Annotated in this window: 11 protein-coding genes; 7 read left to right on the top strand and 4 right to left on the bottom strand. The window is 74.1% G+C overall.

Translation table 11 applies throughout. The features are described from left to right. Positions 1-132: 132 nt before the first annotated feature. Positions 133-2,433 carry a cache domain-containing protein gene (locus tag CKO13_RS00355; RefSeq protein ID WP_200255707.1) on the bottom strand — a complete coding sequence of 767 codons (2,301 nt, stop codon included), beginning with the start codon at positions 2,431-2,433 and terminating at the stop codon, positions 133-135. Positions 2,434-2,550: 117 nt separating this feature from the next. Between CKO13_RS00355 and CKO13_RS12875 the strand changes: the two genes are divergently transcribed. The 4 genes from CKO13_RS12875 to CKO13_RS00340 all read left to right on the top strand — a co-directional run bounded on the left by CKO13_RS12875 (position 2,551) and on the right by CKO13_RS00340 (position 5,471). Next, complete coding sequence (locus CKO13_RS12875) at positions 2,551-2,682, top strand: hypothetical protein (protein WP_274600635.1); 132 nt, start codon at positions 2,551-2,553, stop codon at positions 2,680-2,682. Between the two features lie 16 nt (positions 2,683-2,698). Beyond that, positions 2,699-3,973 (top strand): MgtC/SapB family protein, encoded by a 1,275-nt coding sequence (locus tag CKO13_RS00350; RefSeq protein ID WP_200255706.1) that lies wholly within the window; start codon positions 2,699-2,701, stop codon positions 3,971-3,973. A 60-nt stretch (positions 3,974-4,033) separates the two neighbouring features. Then, positions 4,034-4,888, top strand: coding sequence for an ExeA family protein (locus tag CKO13_RS00345; protein ID WP_200255705.1), 855 nt, complete (start codon positions 4,034-4,036; stop codon positions 4,886-4,888). A gap of 172 nt (positions 4,889-5,060) precedes the next feature. Further along, a complete protein-coding gene (locus CKO13_RS00340) occupies positions 5,061-5,471 on the top strand; it encodes a hypothetical protein (RefSeq protein WP_200255704.1) in 411 nt (136 codons plus the stop codon). A gap of 1 nt (position 5,472) precedes the next feature. Here the strand turns inward: CKO13_RS00340 and CKO13_RS00335 are convergent, their stop codons facing one another. Then, positions 5,473-6,342: a LysR substrate-binding domain-containing protein gene (locus CKO13_RS00335; RefSeq protein ID WP_200255703.1), complete on the bottom strand. Its 870-nt coding sequence runs from the start codon at positions 6,340-6,342 to the stop codon at positions 5,473-5,475. Positions 6,343-6,543: 201 nt separating this feature from the next. On the opposite strand from CKO13_RS00335, the gene CKO13_RS00330 reads away from it, so the two are divergent. Next, positions 6,544-7,134 (top strand): EamA family transporter, encoded by a 591-nt coding sequence (locus CKO13_RS00330; RefSeq protein ID WP_200255702.1) that lies wholly within the window; start codon positions 6,544-6,546, stop codon positions 7,132-7,134. On the opposite strand, the gene cysK is transcribed toward CKO13_RS00330, so the two are convergent. Both cysK and CKO13_RS00320 read right to left on the bottom strand, forming a co-directional pair. Then, on the bottom strand, positions 7,095-8,060 hold the full coding sequence (cysK, locus tag CKO13_RS00325) for a cysteine synthase A (protein WP_200255701.1): 966 nt from the start codon (positions 8,058-8,060) through the stop codon (positions 7,095-7,097). The genes CKO13_RS00330 and cysK overlap by 40 nt on opposite strands. A 106-nt stretch (positions 8,061-8,166) precedes the next feature. Further along, complete coding sequence (locus CKO13_RS00320) at positions 8,167-8,910, bottom strand: SDR family oxidoreductase (RefSeq protein WP_200255700.1); 744 nt, start codon at positions 8,908-8,910, stop codon at positions 8,167-8,169. Positions 8,911-9,017: 107 nt separating this feature from the next. On the opposite strand from CKO13_RS00320, the gene recC reads away from it, so the two are divergent. Both recC and CKO13_RS00310 read left to right on the top strand, forming a co-directional pair. After that, a complete protein-coding gene (recC, locus tag CKO13_RS00315) occupies positions 9,018-12,353 on the top strand; it encodes an exodeoxyribonuclease V subunit gamma (RefSeq protein ID WP_200255699.1) in 3,336 nt (1,111 codons plus the stop codon). Further along, the coding region (locus CKO13_RS00310) for a UvrD-helicase domain-containing protein (RefSeq protein WP_200255698.1) at positions 12,350-15,067 on the top strand (2,718 nt) is incomplete at its 3' end. The genes recC and CKO13_RS00310, both read left to right, overlap by 4 nt.

Raw genomic sequence — 15,067 nt, 5'->3', positions numbered from 1 at the left:
CGGGACGCCGCAGGCCGCAAGGGATCGAGAGGCGGTGGCAGGGCGTCACGGGACTGCACGGCCTCAGCGAGGGCGGCGACGTCCGTGCCAAGCCCGTGCGGCTCAACGTCGTGGGAGGCGGCGCTTTCCGGCCTAGGGGGCCGTGACCTCACCAGCGACGGCGATGCGGTTGCGGCCGCTGCTCTTGGCGGTGTAGAGGGCCTCGTCAGCGGCCTTGACCAAGGCAGTCGCGTCTTGGCCGTGGTGCGGGTACACGGCGATCCCGAGGGAGACGGTTACCGGTGCCGATAGCCCTAGGGTGGAGCTGATATGCGCCTCAGTCTCGGCGCGGATCCGCTCGGCGAGGGCCCGTAGTCCCCGCTCATCGGTCTCGGGGGCCAGCAGGGTGAACTCCTCGCCGCCGTAGCGGTAGGCGGTATCGGCACCGCGCAGGGCGCTGCCGAGCAGCTGCCCGAGCTCTCGGAGAGCCGCGTCGCCGCTCTCGTGGCCGTAGGTGTCGTTGAGGCGCTTGAAGCAGTCGATGTCGAGCATGATCACCCCGATCTGTAGGCCGTGGCGCTCAGCCCGGGCCAGCTCCCGGTCGAGGTCCTCCTCGAGGCGGCGTCGGTTGAGCAGGCCGGTCAGGGGGTCCTGAATCGACTGTTGGCGCAGGCGCTCCTGCAGACGCAGGTTGGTCACGGAGAGGGCGGCCTGCTTAGCCACGGTGGTTCCGAGAGATTCCCGCTCGCTTAGGGTCTGCTCCAGGTCCTCCCCGACGGCGGCGGGATTGAGCTTGAGGATCCCGGTGCCCCCGTCTTCGGCCAGCAAGGGGATGCACAGGCTGCTCATGCCCGGCTCGCAGCAGTGAGGGCAGAGGGTCTCGCTGCAGTCGGGCCCATCGCGGTGGGTCTGTCCCCGGCGGAGCGCCCAGCACGCCTGCGGGTCCGCCATCGCCTCGACAGGCGCCTTCGGTCCCCACTCGCCGACCAGCCGCAGGCCGCCTTCGACAACCCTATAGACCCGGCCGGCATCCTCGGGGAAGAGCGCCCGGCCCGTCTGGACGACGACGGTGAAGATCTCGGCCTCGTTGCGGCAGGAGTGGAGAAGCTCTCCCATTCGGTTGATCGCGGCGCTCTGGCGGTTGCGCCGCTCCAGGTCCTGCACCGAGCGGCTCAGCTCGGCGGTACGCTCCTTAACCCGGCTGTCCATGTGCTCGATCTGGTCTCGAAGCCGGTCGATAGTGGCGTTGAAGGTCTGTGCCAGGACGCCGATCTCGTCGTTGCGGCGGATCTCCGTCTTCGCTGTCAGGTCCCCCTGGCCGGCCCGCGAGGCCGTCTCCGCCAGCCGCGAGATCGGCACCGTCAGCCGGCGTAGGAAGAGGTAGGCGCCGAGCAGGGCGCTGAGTAGCGCCACCCCGGCCACGGAGAGGATTCGCAGGGTCAAGGCGTCGGCGGTATCGCGCAGCTCACTGAGGTAGACCGAGGAGGCGATATACCAGTCGAAACCCTCTAGGTGGCGGACCCAGGCGATCTTGTCGTAGACGTAGTGGCCGGGGTCGTTCGGCCGATCCCACTTGTAGCTGAGTTGGCCGCTCTCGCTGCGCGCTGCGGCGATCAGGTCCTTGCCGATGGGCTGTCCGGTTACCCGGTTCTCCATCTCACTGAAGTTGGTGCCCTCGATATTCGGGTTGGGGTGGATGATCATGTTCAGGTCTGCGTCGAAGACGTAGAGGTAGCCGGTCTCGGCGATGCGGGTGTTGTGGAGGTGGCGGCGTAGCCGCTGGGTGATCGCGGCCTTGCGCGTCTCGACGGCCTCCTCGACATCGTCGATGTAGACCCCCGTCCCGATGACCCAGTCGCGCTCGGGAAGGTGCTTGTAGTAGGTGAGCTTCTGCGCCGGCTCATCCTCGCCGAGCCGGTTCCACCAGTAGGTGTGGAAGCCCTCACCGTGCTCCCGCGCGCCCTCGACCATGGGCGGAACGATCAGGTTCCCCCGCGGCCCCTTGACGTTGGAGAAGTCCACGCCGTGGAGCTGAGGGTCGGGGTGGGAGATGAGCCGGTGCTCGTAGTCAGCGATGAACACATAATCGTTACGGCCGTAGGTGAGCTTGCGCACGGCCTCGAGGATCCGCTCAGTGGTAGCCGCTTCCGAGAGCCCCTGGGCTTCGCTCTCCCGCTCGATCTCTTGGATCGCCCCCTCGGCGACCTGGATGATGTGGCGAAGCTCCCGGCGCCGCGCCGCCATGGCTGACTGCCGCCACGCCTCGAGGTGGTGGTGGGCGTTGCGGAGCAGCTCGTGGATGTTGTCGAGTACCAGCTGTCCGGTGCGCTCCTCCTGCTGCTGCACTGTGTCGCGGACCCAGGGGACGAAGGAGAGGTAGCTGGCGGCCGTGAAGACCAGTACAGCGACAACGATGGTCGAGAAGGCCTTCAGGAAGAGCTTGGATCGAGCCATGGCAGGTCGTTGACCTAAGCGATTAACCCTTTGCAGATTAGGGAAAAAGGCTCGCGTACTCCAGGGTGGCCGATTACCATTCCGGGTTGCTGAGCCGTTTTCCAGGGGGAATCGAAGGTGAGCGCTACGTCGGAATCGGATCCGCCCGAGGAGCTGGAGCCGAGGTGGCTGGCGGAGCTCCCCAGCGCCCTGCGGGGCGCTGTCTACTGCGGCCGGCGGCGGGCGGGCCGCAACCGCGTGGTGCGCTGAGCCGCTCCCCGGGGCCATGGACGAGATCCCCTGGCGCGTCTTCGGCACCCTCGGCGTGGCCCTCGCCGTGGGGCTGCTCATCGGCCTCGAGCGGGGCTGGCACGACCGCGACGCCCCCGAGGGGCAGCGGGTGGCGGGGCTGCGCACCTTCGGGCTCATCGGCCTGCTCGGCGGCCTCTGCGCCCTGCTGGCCGACGCCTACGGCGGCGTGATGCTCGGCCTCGGCTTCGCCGGGCTGGCCGCGACCCTCATCGTCGCCCACTTCAAGTCGTCCTGGCGGACCGAGGACTACGGCATCACCAGCGAGGTGGCCTCCCTGGCGACCTTCGCCCTCGGCGCCGCCGCCGTCGCCGGCCATCCGGCCCCGGCAGCGGCGGGCGCGGTGATCACCGCCACCCTCCTCGGGCTCAAGCCGGAGCTCCACGCCTGGCTGCGCCGGCTGGACCGCCAGGAGCTCATCGCCGCCCTCCAGCTCGGGCTGATCTCCGTGGTGGTCCTGCCGCTGCTCCCGGACGTGGGCTACGGGCCCGGCGGCGCCCTGAACCCCTACGCCCTCTGGTGGCTGGTGGTGCTGATCACGGCGATCTCCTTCGTCGGCCACTTCGCCATCCGGGTCGCCGGCGAGCGCCGGGGGCTGCTCTTCACCGGGCTGGCCGGCGGCCTGGCCTCCTCGACGGCGCTGACGCTGAGCTTCGCGCGCATCGGCCGGGAGCACGCGGCCCTCCACCCCTGGCTCGCCATCGGCGTGGCCGTGGCCGCGTCGACGATGTTCCTGCGCATGCTCGTGGAGGTGGCGCTGGTCAGCCCCGGCCTCCTGGCCGCGGCGGCCCCGGTGCTCGGCACGATGGCGCTCGTCGGCTTCGGCGTGGCAGGCGCGGTCCTGCTGCGCCCGCGCCGGGCCCCGGACCGGCCCGCCGGCATCGAGGGGACGCGGCCCTTCCAGCTCAAGGTGGCCCTGCAGTTCGCCGCCGCCCTGGCCGTCATCGGCGTGCTCAGCGAGCTGGCGGGGCGCTGGCTCGGGGACCGGGGGCTCTACCTGCTGGCGCTCCTCTCCGGGGTGGCCGACGTCGACGCCATCACCCTGTCGCTGGCGCGCATGACCGAGCGCGGCCTGTCCTCGGAGGTGGCGGTGCGGGGGATGGTGATCGCGGCCATGACGAACACGGTGGTCAAGTCGCTGATGGTGGTCGTCATCGCCGGCGGGCGCATGGCGTGGCAGGTGGCGCTGGCGGCCGCGGCGATGATCGCCGGCGGCGGCGCCGCCCTGCTGCTGCGGCTAGGCATCGCTTGAAAGCCGCCGGCCGCGGGCGCATCCTGCGCTCCATCACCGGACTCTGTTGAGACAGCCCCTATGTATCTGGAGCACTTCGGTCTTCAGGAGTACCCCTTCCAGCTCACCCCCACCCCCGAGTTCTTCTACGCCCGCGGCGGCCACCGCCAGGCCCTCGAGGTCATGGGCGCGGCGCTCGCCAGCGGCGAGGGCTTCATCCGCCTGACCGGCGAGGTGGGCACGGGGAAGACGCTGCTCTGCCGCATGCTCCTCGACGAGCTCAGCGCCGGCTGGCTGACGGCGACCATCCCCAACCCGACCCTCGACGCCGAGGCCCTGCGCCAGGTCGTGGCCCACGAGCTGGGCGTGGCCGAGGAGGACTGCGGCAACGCCCACGAGCTGCTCATGGGGCTCTACGAGCGCCTCTACGCGGTGGCGGCCTCGGGGCGCCGGGCGGTGCTGCTCATCGACGAGGCGCAGGTCATCCCCGACGAGAGCCTGGAGATGATCCGTCTGCTCACCAACCTCGAGACCGAGCGGGACAAGCTCCTGCAGGTGGTGCTCATCGGCCAGCCGGAGCTCGACGAGCGCCTCGCGCAGCCGCACCTGCGCCAGCTCCAGCAGCGCTGCACGGTCGCCCACCGCCTCGACCCGCTGCCGCGCTCGATGGTGCCGGACTACCTCCACTACCGCCTGCAGGTCGCCGGCTACCAGGGGCCGGGGCTGTTCAGCCCCCACGCCGTGCGGCTGCTCGCCTACGCCGCCGACGGCGTGCCCCGGCTGGTCAACACGCTCGCCCACAAGTCGCTGCTCGTCGCCTGCAGCGAGGGCGAGGGCGCCATCCGCCGCCGCCACGTCGCCTGGGCCATCAAGGACACCGACGCCGTCCCGCGCCGCGGCCTCGCCTTCACCTGGATCCACCCCCAGCGGCGGTAGGGCGCGCACGCCGGCGACCCCGGCGAAGGCGCCCGGCCTGTAGCGGCGAGGCCCTGTTTGCGCCCCGGTGTTGCGCAGTGCACAATAACAGCGGTTGAGCTAGGGGATATAGGCGCCTCGCGGCGCTGATGAGGGCTTCCTCGTGGGCAGTAACCGCGGGTAAGGAGGGGGGTTGGACCGTTTTATCTCGGCATCAAGGCTGCGCGGTAATATCTACGCCGTCATCGATTGGGTCCTGGAGACGGGGAAGCCCGTGGAGCTGATCTACCTCGGCCGGCGCCTGCGGATTGTCGCCAGGCCCTATCCCGCCGCCGACGCCCCCGCCCCGGCAGCGACGGCCCTGCCGCCCGCCGACGGCGCCCCGGAGGACTTCGTCCACGTCCACTGGGACAACGAGTGGCGCGATGCCCCGCTACCCGGCGCCGAGACCGGCCGCCGCCCGGCGGTGCTCACCCTCTACTACGTGCCCGCGAAGGAGCGCTACCCGCAGGCCGTCTGGGACCGGTGGGGACGCCGCAAGAAGGCGAGGCCGCGCCGTACGGCGCCGCGCTCCCCCTCCGCCTTAAGGTGGCCGCCACGCTAGCCTAAGAGGCGCTGATATTCCCCAGGCGCTCCTGGAGCGTGGCGAACAGCTGCCGGGCCGGCTCGCTGGGCCGCCCGGGGCTGCGGTGCAGGGCCAGCTCCACGCCGGGCAGCTCCGGCAGGCCCTGCTCCGTGCCGAGGGTGCGCAGCCCCGGCTCGAGCATCGACGGGGTGAGCACGGTGATCGCCAGCCCCGCGCGCACCGCCGCCTGCAGCCCCGAGAGGCTGGTGCTGGTGTAGGCGATGCGCCACTGCTGCCCCGTGGCCTCCAGGGCGGCGAGCGCCCGCTCCCGGAAGACGCAGATGCCCGCCCGCGAGAGGGCGAGGGGCAGCGGGTCGCGCTCCTCGGCGGCGTGATCGGCGGCGCCCACCCAGACCAGGGGCTCGCGGCGCAGCGCCTCCCCGCCCGGGCTCTTCGGCTGCCGGGTGACCACGGCCAGGTCGAGCTGCCCGGCCTGGACCCGCTCGACCAGGTCCACGCTCAGCCCGCAGGTGACCTCCAGCTCGATGCCCGGGTAGCGGCCCTCGAACTCGCTCAGGCTCTCGGGCAGGAACCCCACGTAGTCGTCGGGCACCCCTAGGCGGACCTTCCCCGCCAGCCGCTCCTCCTGCAGCTCCTGCCAGGCCAGGGCGTTCTGGCGCAGCATGCGCCGGGCGTGGACGAGGAGCCGCTCCCCCTTGGTCGTCGTGGCGAGGCGGCGCCGGTCGCGGCGTAGCAGCTGCTGGCCGACCGCCTCCTCGAGGCGGGCGAGGTGGGCGCTGACCGTCGATTGGGCGAGGTGCAGGGCGTCGCCGGCGGCGGTGAAGCCGCCGCTGTCCACCACCGTCACGAAGGTCCGCAGCAGGGTCAGGTCGAGCGGGCGCTGCTCCATGGCGATCGGATTCCGTGATGGGTTGATCGTAAAGATTCGTTTCAAGAATCGCTTGTCGATCCCTATATTACGCATTGCACAACGTTGGCAGCAAAAGGCTTACGACGAACTAAGGGAGGCGTGGAGTTGCTCGATCGTGCAGTGCTTTCGGGGCTTGTGGCAGGCGTTTTTACAGTCAGTCTCTGGGGGAGCCTGCCGCTTATGCGCCAACTAACTGATCTGCCGGCGATGATGACAGCCGTCGTGGCGCTGGCCGCCGCCGCTGGCGTGGCCCGGATCTCAGCGGTTCTGGCGCGCGAGCCCCGAGGTCCCTGGCACGACTCGAGCCTGGCCTACTGGATCGGCGGGGTGGGGGGCCTCGTCGCGGCGCTCTACTGCTACTTCGCCGCCCTGGCCTGGGGCGATCCGGCCCGGATCGCGCTGGTCACCTACCTCTGGCCGGTGGTCTTCGTCGTGGGGGCGAACTGGCTCGCCGGGCGCGGCGTGCGGCTGCGGGTGCTGCTCGGCATGGCGATCGCCTTCGCCGGCGTGGCCCCGCTGGTCGCCGGCGACGGCGGCGGCGCCGAGACGCCGCTGCCCGCCTACGGCCTCGGCCTGCTCAGCGGCGGCGCCTGGGCGCTCTTCTCGGTCTACCTGCGCCAGGCGGGGACCATCCCGTTCCGCGGCTACACCCGCCTCTTCGGCCAGGCCGCCCTGCTGGCGCTCGGGCTGTACCTGCTGACCGGGCAGCCGGCTGGGCTAGGGCTCCCGGCTCAGTCCCGCAGCCCGTCGAACATCGGCGTCGAGAGGTAGCGCTCGCCGAAGCTCGAGGCCACGGTGACGATGGTCTTGCCGCGGCTCTCCGGGCGCTCCGCCAGGCGGCAGGCGGCGCAGACGTTCGCCCCGCTGGAGATGCCGCCGAGGATCCCCTCCTCCTGGCCGAGGCGCCGGGCCCACTCGAAGGCGGTCTCGTTGTCCACCTGCTCCACGCCGTCGAGGAGCTGGGTGTCGAGGTTCTTGGGGACGAAGCCGGCCCCGATGCCCTGGATCTTGTGGGGGCCGGGGCTGCCGCCGGTGAGCACGGGCGAGGCCGCCGGCTCGACGGCGATCGCCTGGAAGTCATCCCTGCGCTCCTTGAAGTAGCGGGTGATCCCGGTGAGCGTCCCGCCGGTGCCGACGCCGGCGACGAGCATGTCGGCGCCGCCCTCGGTGTCGTTCCAGATCTCGGGGCCGGTGCTCCGGTAGTGGACGTCGGGGTTGGCCGGGTTCTCGAACTGCTGCGGCATCCAGGCGTTGCCGGCGGCGGCGACCAGCTCCTCGGCCTTGCTGATCGCCCCCCTCATGGCCTGGTCCGCGGGGGTCAGGGCCAGCTCGGCCCCCAGGGCCCGCAGCAGCGCCCGCCGCTCCAGGCTCATCGACTCCGGCATGGTGAGGGTGAGCCGGTACCCCTTGGCGGCGCAGACGAAGGCCAGGGCGATGCCCGTGTTGCCGCTGGTCGGCTCGATGATGTGGGTGTCCGGGCCGATGGTGCCCGCCTCCTCCGCCGCCTCGATCATCGCCCGGCCGATGCGGTCCTTGACGCTGGCCAGCGGGTTGAAGAACTCCAGCTTCATCAGCACCGTCGCCCCGGCCGGCGCGAGGCGGTTCAGCCGCACCAGCGGGGTGTTGTAGGTGGTCTCGATGACGCTGTCGTAGGTGCGGCCGTGGAGCAGGCGCGGGCCTTGGGTGGGGGCGGTCATCTCGGGACTCCTGCGTTACCGGATTGCGGAATGTCACTCCAGGATCCGCCGGGAGCGGCCCGCGGCGCAAGGGCCGCGTACGCCGGCTCGGGCGGAGGGCGGCCTCCTAGTCGGTGTACAGCATCCGGCGCGTCATGCCGCCGTCCACCGCCCACGCCTGCCCGGTGATGAAGCCTGCCTCAGGGCCGAGGAGGAAGGCGGCGAGGGCGGCGACGTCCGCCGGCGTGCCGACGCGCCCGGCGGGGTGCTGGGCGTGGTCGGCGGCGCTGAGCGGCTCGGCGCGCCGCTCGGCCGCGCCGCGGCTGTCGATCCAGCCGGGGTGGATGCAGTTGACCCGCACCTCGGGGCCGGCGCTGACTGCCAGGGCGTGGGTGAAGGCCTCGAGGCCGCCCTTGCTCGCGGCGTAGGCCTCGGTGTGCGGCTCGGACTGCAGCGCCCGGGTGGAGCCGATGTTGACGACGGCGCCGCCCTGGCGGCGCAGCAGCGGCAGGGCGTGCTTGCACAGCAGGAAGGCGCCGGTGAGGTTGGTCTCCAGCCAGCGGTGCCAGTCGGCCAGCTCGAGGGCCTCGAGCGGGCCGGAGGCCGGGTCGCTGACCCCGGCGTTGTTGACCAGGGCGTCGAGCCGGCCGCGCTCCCGCTCGATGCCGGCCAGGGCCGCCCGGGCCTGCGCCTCGTCGCGGACGTCCAGCTCGAGGCCGGCGGCGCCCGGCCCGAGGGCCTCGGCGGCCGCGCCGGCGCCGGCGAGATCGGCGGCGATCACCTGCCAGCCGTCCGCGGCGAGGCGCTCGGCGATGCCGAGGCCGATGCCGCGGGCGGCGCCGGTGATCAAGGCCACGGGCGTATCGGGCATGGGTGCCTCCTGTCACGCGGGATGGGGGTGGGACGGCCCCGCCCGGCTTTCGCTGAGCGCCGCGGCCCGCTAGCCTGAGCGTGCGCCGGCAAGGAACCGCCCCGCCCATGTTCTACCTCTACCACCACCACGATCCGACGCGCCTCGCCGAGCTGCTCGCGGCCCTGCGCGAGCGCCGGGCCGGCGACCCCCTGCGCCCGGATACGGTCCTCGTCCCCAACCGCAGCGTCGGGCGGTGGCTGCAGATGCAGCTCGCCGAGGCCGAGGGCGTGGCCGCCAACCTGGCGCTGCCGCTGCCGGCGAAGTTCATCTGGTGGCTGCTCAGCACCAGCCTAGCCGTCGACCGCGGCGAGGGGGAGGGGGGGACGCCGGACAGCTCGGCCTTCGAGCGCGAGAACCTGCGCTGGCACCTCTACGCGCTGCTGCCGCGCCTCGGCGCCGAGCAGCCCCGCGTGGCGCAGTACCTCAGCGAGCGGCCGCGGGAGCTGCGCCGGCTGCAGCTCGCCGAGCAGCTCGCCGACGTCTTCGACCAGTACCTGATCTACCGCCGCGATATGCTCTTCGCCTGGGAGGCCGGCGAGGAGCGCGCCGCCAGCCCCGACGAGTGGCAGGCGCCGGTCTGGCGGGCGCTGGTGGCGCGCCTCGGCCGCCGCCACCGGGCGCGGCTGCTCACCGAGCTCCTCGAGGCCGTGGAGGCCGGCGGCCCCCTCGAGCGCAGCCACTGGCCGTCCGCCGTCTACTGCTTCGGCCTCGTCAACCTGCCGCCGGACTACCTGCGGCTGCTCTACGGCATCGGCCGCGACGTCGACGTCCACTACCTGGTCACCAACCCCAGCGACGTCTACTGGGGGGATATCGAGCGCCGCCCCGTCCGGCTCTACGACGCCGAGGCCGCCGGCGCCCCGCCGGGGGAGGCGGGCGTCGCCGAGGGCCACCCCCTGCTCGCCAGCCTCGGCCACTCGGCGCGGGACTTCCTGCGCGTGCTCTACGCCGACGAGCTCTCCGCCATCCAGGAGCCGGAGCTCGGCGAGGCGCTCGCCTACGAGCCGCCCGGCGACGGCTCGCTCCTCCACCGCGTCCAGTCGGGGATCATCCGCATGGACGCCCGGCCCGCCGCGACCGGCGTGGCGGCGGGGGACACCTCGCTGGAGATCCACGCCTGCCACGGCCCGCTGCGCGAGGTGCAGGTCCTGCGCGAGCAGATCCTCGATCGCATGAGCCGCGACGAGACCCTGCAGCCGCGGGAGATCGTGGTCATGCTCCCCGACGTCGCCCGCTACGCGCCGGCCATCCACAGCGTCTTCGGCGACCGCGGCGCCGCGCAGCGGCTGCCGTACACGGTCTCCGACCAGCCGCGCCGCAGCGTCCACCCGCTGGCGATGACCTTCGCGCAGCTGCTCGATCTTCCCCTGTCGCGCTGGAGCGCCAGCGAGGTCCTCGCCCTCGCCGGGGTGCCGGCGGTGATGCGCCGCTACGGCCTCGACGAGGCGGCCCTGGCCGAGCTGCGCGCCTGGACCCAGGCCGCCGGCGTGCGCTGGGGGCTCGACGCCGAGACCCGCCGGCGCCTCGGCGCCGGCGACTGGTCGCAGCACACCTGGGCCTTCGGCCTCGACCGGCTGCTCGCCGGCATCGCCCAGGCCGACGAGCAGGCCCTCGTCGACGGCGTCGCCCCGTGGTCGGACCTGGAGGGCGGCGCCACCGAGCACCTCGGCCGGCTCTACGTCCTCGTCGAGCGCCTGCGCGAGATGCGCGACGCCATGGAGCGGCCGGTGCCGGCGGCGCAGTGGCAGGAGCGGCTCAACGGCTGGCTCGAGGCCCTGTTCGAGCTCGACCCGGAGGACGGCGACGAGCAGGCCGCGCTGGCCGCGGTGCGCGAGGCCGTCGGCGTGCTCGGCGGCGCCGCGCAGAGCCTCGGCGACGAGCCGCTGGGCTGGGAGGCGGTGCGCGAGATCGTCCGCGCCGAGCTCGACGACGGCGGCGAGCGCCAGCCCTTCCTCGGCGGCGGGATCACCTTCTGCGGGCTGATGCCGCTGCGGGCGCTGCCGTTCCGGATGGTGGCGCTGCTCGGCTTGGACGACGGCGCCTTCCCGCGCCAGGACCGCAACCGCGCCTTCAACATCCTGCGCCGCTCGCCGCGCCTCGGCGACCGCAGCGCCCGGGACGACGACCGGCTGCTCTTCCTGCAGTCGCTCATGGCCGCCCGGGACTGGCTCTACCTCAGCTATACGGGCCAGGACGTGCGCTCCGGCGAGGCCCTCGAGCCCTCGCCGGTGGTCGGCGAGCTCCTCGACTTCCTGCACCGCTTCCACTTCCCCGAGGTCAGCCGCGCCGAGGCCGCCGCCCGGGTGGTGGTCCGCCAGCCCATGCAGCCGTTCAGCGAGCGCCACTTCCGCAGCGACGCCCCGCGGGTGCTCACCTTCGACGCCCAGTGGCACGCCGGGACCCAGGCCCTGCGCGGCGAGCGCGCCGCGGCGCCGGCCTTCCTCGACGGCAGCGCCCTCGGCGAGCCGGAGGCCGAGCCGGCGGTGGAGCTGGCGGCGCTGCAGCGGGTCCTGGAGGCGCCGGCGCGGTGGTTCTTCCGCGAGCGGCTGGGCCTGGAGCTGGAGGGCGCCGCCGACGCGCCGGCCGACGAGGAGCCGCTCAGCCTCGACGGGCTGGCCGGCTACGGCCTGCGCGCCGAGCTGCTCGAGGCGCTGCGCGAGCCGCAGGCCGAGCCGCCGGCGCAGCCGGACCCGCTCCTGCAGGCCCGCGGGGTCCTGCCGCCGCCGCCGCTGGACCAGGGGGCGTACCAGGGGCTGCTCGAGCAGCTCCGCCCGCTGCTGCCGCTCTGGCAGGCGTGGCAGCCGGAGATCGCCGCCGCCGGGCCGCTGGCCATCGACTGCCGCCTGCCCAGCGGCGCGCGGCTGATCGGGCGCCTCGGCGACGTCGGCGAGCCGGGGCTGTGCCGGGTCCACCCCGGCCGCCTCCACGGCCGGCGCCTGCTGCGCGACTGGGTCGACTACCTCGCCGTGGTCGCCGCGCGCGGCGGCGGGCGGCTGCGCTGCGCCGGCGTCGACCGGGAGGGCGCGCTGGAGCAGCGCCGGGCCGAGGTCCCGGCGGCGGACGCCGCGGCGTGGCTCGACGCCCTCGTCGGCGTCTACCGCGAGGCGCAGCGCCGGCCGCTGCCCTTCCTGCCCAGCCTCGGCGTGGACTACCAGGTGGACCAGGACCCCGCCGCCAGCCGCCGGCCCAAGGACGCGGCGGCGGCCCTGCGCAGCCGCAACGGCTACCTCAGCAACACGTGGCGGCCGGCCTGGGAGTGGCGGGCCGACCCGTACTTCCGGCTGGCGGCGCCGCCGCCGGCCTACCTGGGCGAGGACCCGGCGACGAGCGACTTCTGCCGCATCGCCGAGGCGGTCTGCGGGCCGCTGGTGGCCCACCTGCGGGCGGAGGAGGCGGCGTGAGCGAGCCCTTCGCGATCGAGTCCATGCCCCTCGACGGCCTGCGGCTCATCGAGGCCAGCGCGGGCACCGGCAAGACCTTCAGCCTCGCCGGGCTCTACCTGCGCCTGCTCGTCGAGCGGCGCCTGGCCGTCCACCAGATCCTGGTGATGACCTTCACCCGGGCCGCCACCCAGGAGCTGCGCGAGCGCATCCGCACCCGCCTGGTGGAGGCGGCCCGCCTGGCCGCCGAGCCCCAGGCGTGGCCGGCCTGCCAGCGCCCCGAGGAGCGCACGGCCGTGGCCCTCTTCGAGGCCTCGCCGGAGGGCCCGGCGCAGCTCGCCGAGCGCCTGCGCGACGCCGCCGCGCGCATGGACGAGGCGACCATCACCACCATCCACGGCTTCGCCCAGCAGGCGGCGGCCGAGAACGCCTTCGACGGCGGCCTGCCCTTCGACCGCGGCGAGCAGGCCGACGACGAGCCGCTCTTCCGGGAGGCGGCCGCCGACTACTGGCGCAGCCAGGTCATCGGCCAGCCCGCCGCCCAGGCCGAGGCCTTCCGCCAGCTCTGGGACAGCCCCGGTGCCCTGCACGAGACCCTCCGGCCGGTGCTGGCCAAGCCCCACGCCGGGCTCGCCGGCCCGCCGGCGGGGGATATCGCCGAGCGGGCCGAGCGCGCCCGGGCGCTCTGGCGGGAGGAGGGCGCCGAGCTCGAGCGCCTGCTCCTCGCCGCCGAGGCCGAGGGGGCGCTGCTCAAGGGCGAGGGGCTCGACCAGGACCGCCGCCGCCACGGCGGCATGGCCGGCCTGCTCGGCGCCCTGGCCGACGGCCTCGCCGGGACCGCCGCGGGCCACGCGGCGCTGCCCGGCTGGATCGCCGACCTGGCCAGCGACGCGGGCGCGCGCCGCCACCTCAAGAAGGCGCCGGCCCAGCAGTGGTGCCGGCCCCAGGAGCTGGCGCTGGTCCAGGCGCTGGCCGAGCTGCAGCCGCTGGGGCGCCTGGCGGCCATCCGCGAGGCGCTGGCGCGGGTCCGCGCCGAGGCCCTGGCGCGCAAGCGCGAGCGCCGGCAGTTCAGCTTCGCCGACCTGATCGAGGGCCTCCACGCGGCCATCACCGCCGAGCCCGACGGCGAGCACCTGGCCGCCTCGCTCCACGAGACCTGGCCCTGGGCGCTGGTCGACGAGTTCCAGGACACCGACCCGCTGCAGTACGAGATCCTCCGGCGCATCTACGCCGGGCGCGAGGGCGGCGGGCTGCTGATGATCGGCGACCCCAAGCAGGCGATCTACGGCTTTCGCGGCGGCGACGTCTTCGCCTACCTCAAGGCCGCCGCGGCCGCCCACGGCCGCTACCACCTGGGGACCAACTTCCGCGCCACCCCGGAGCTGCTCCGGGCCGTGGAGGCCGTCTTCGCCGCCGGCGGCCGGGAGGCCTTCCTGATCCCGGGCATCGAGCTGCACCCGGTGCGCGCCGGCCGCCCGGCCGGCGATGCCGCGCTCCTGCGCCGCCCGGCGGACGGCGGCGCCGCGCAGCCCTGGCCGGCGCTGACCCTCTGGCCCCTCGAGGGGGAGGACGGCGCGGCGCTAGGCAAGGGGGAGGCCGAGGAGCGCCTCCTCGAGGCGGCGGTGGCGCAGATCCAGCACCTGCTCGACGGCTCGGCGGTGCTGCGCCGCCAGAGGGGGGAGGGGGAGGCTGCGGAGCGGCCGGTGGCGCCGGCGGATATCGCCGTGCTGGTCAACACCAACAGCCAGGCGAGCCGGGTCCAGGCGGCGCTGAGCCGCCGCGGCGTGCCCGCCGTCTGCCTCCACCAGGACAGCGTCTACGCCAGCGCCGAGGCGCAGGATGTCCTGCGCCTGCTCCAGGCCGCCGCCGCGCCCGCCGACGAGCCGGCGGTCCGCGCCGCCCTGGCCACGGCCCTGGAGGGCTACCGGCTCGGCGACCTCATCGCCCTCGGCGAGGACGAGGCCGCCTGGCAGGCGGTGCTCGAGCGCTACCAGCGCGCCCATGAGCGCTGGCGGGCCGCGGGGGTCCTCGCCCTGCTCGAGGGGGCCGTGCAGGCGGCCGCCCCCCGGCTGCTCGGCCTCGAGGACGGCGAGCGCCGGCTGACCAACTACCTCCAGCTCGCCGAGCTGCTCCAGGAGGCCGAGGCGGAGACCTTCGGCCTCGACGGGTTGATCCGCCACCTCCAGGGGGCGATCGACGAGGGCGGCGGGGCCGAGGCGGGCGAGGCCGAGCAGCTGCGCCTCGAGTCCGACGAGGCGCTGGTGCGCATCACCACCGTCCACCGCGTCAAGGGGCTGCAGTACCCCATCGTCCTCGTGCCCTTCGCCCCCTTCCTCGGTACCCTCGGCAGCCCGGCCCAGCCGCCCTACGTCTTCCACGACGGCGACGGCGACGCCTGGCTCGACTACGGCGCCGCCGCCGACGGCCCGGCCCGCGCGGTCCGCGAGCACAAGGCGGAGGCGGTGCGGCTGCTCTACGTGGCGCTGACCCGCGCCGAGCAGGCCTGCTTCGCCAGCTGGGGGGTGGCCACCCAGGCCGCCGACAGCGCCCTGGCCTGGCTGCTGCACGGCCGGGACGGGGCGAGCGCCGAGGCGTGGCTGGGCCACAAGAGGCCGCCGGCGTGGCTCGAGCCGGCGACGGTGCGCGCCCGCCTGGGGGAGATCGCGGCGGCGGCGCCGCAGGCCGTCGCCGTCGAGCCGCCGCCGCGGCCGCTAGCGCAGGGGCGGCCGATCCGC

It is taken from the genome of Halorhodospira neutriphila (assembly GCF_016584055.1).
Taxonomy (GTDB): Bacteria; Pseudomonadota; Gammaproteobacteria; order Nitrococcales; family Halorhodospiraceae; genus Halorhodospira; species Halorhodospira neutriphila.
The sequence above is the reverse complement of the archived record's forward strand: the minus strand, read 5'-3'. Positions and strand labels throughout refer to the sequence as shown.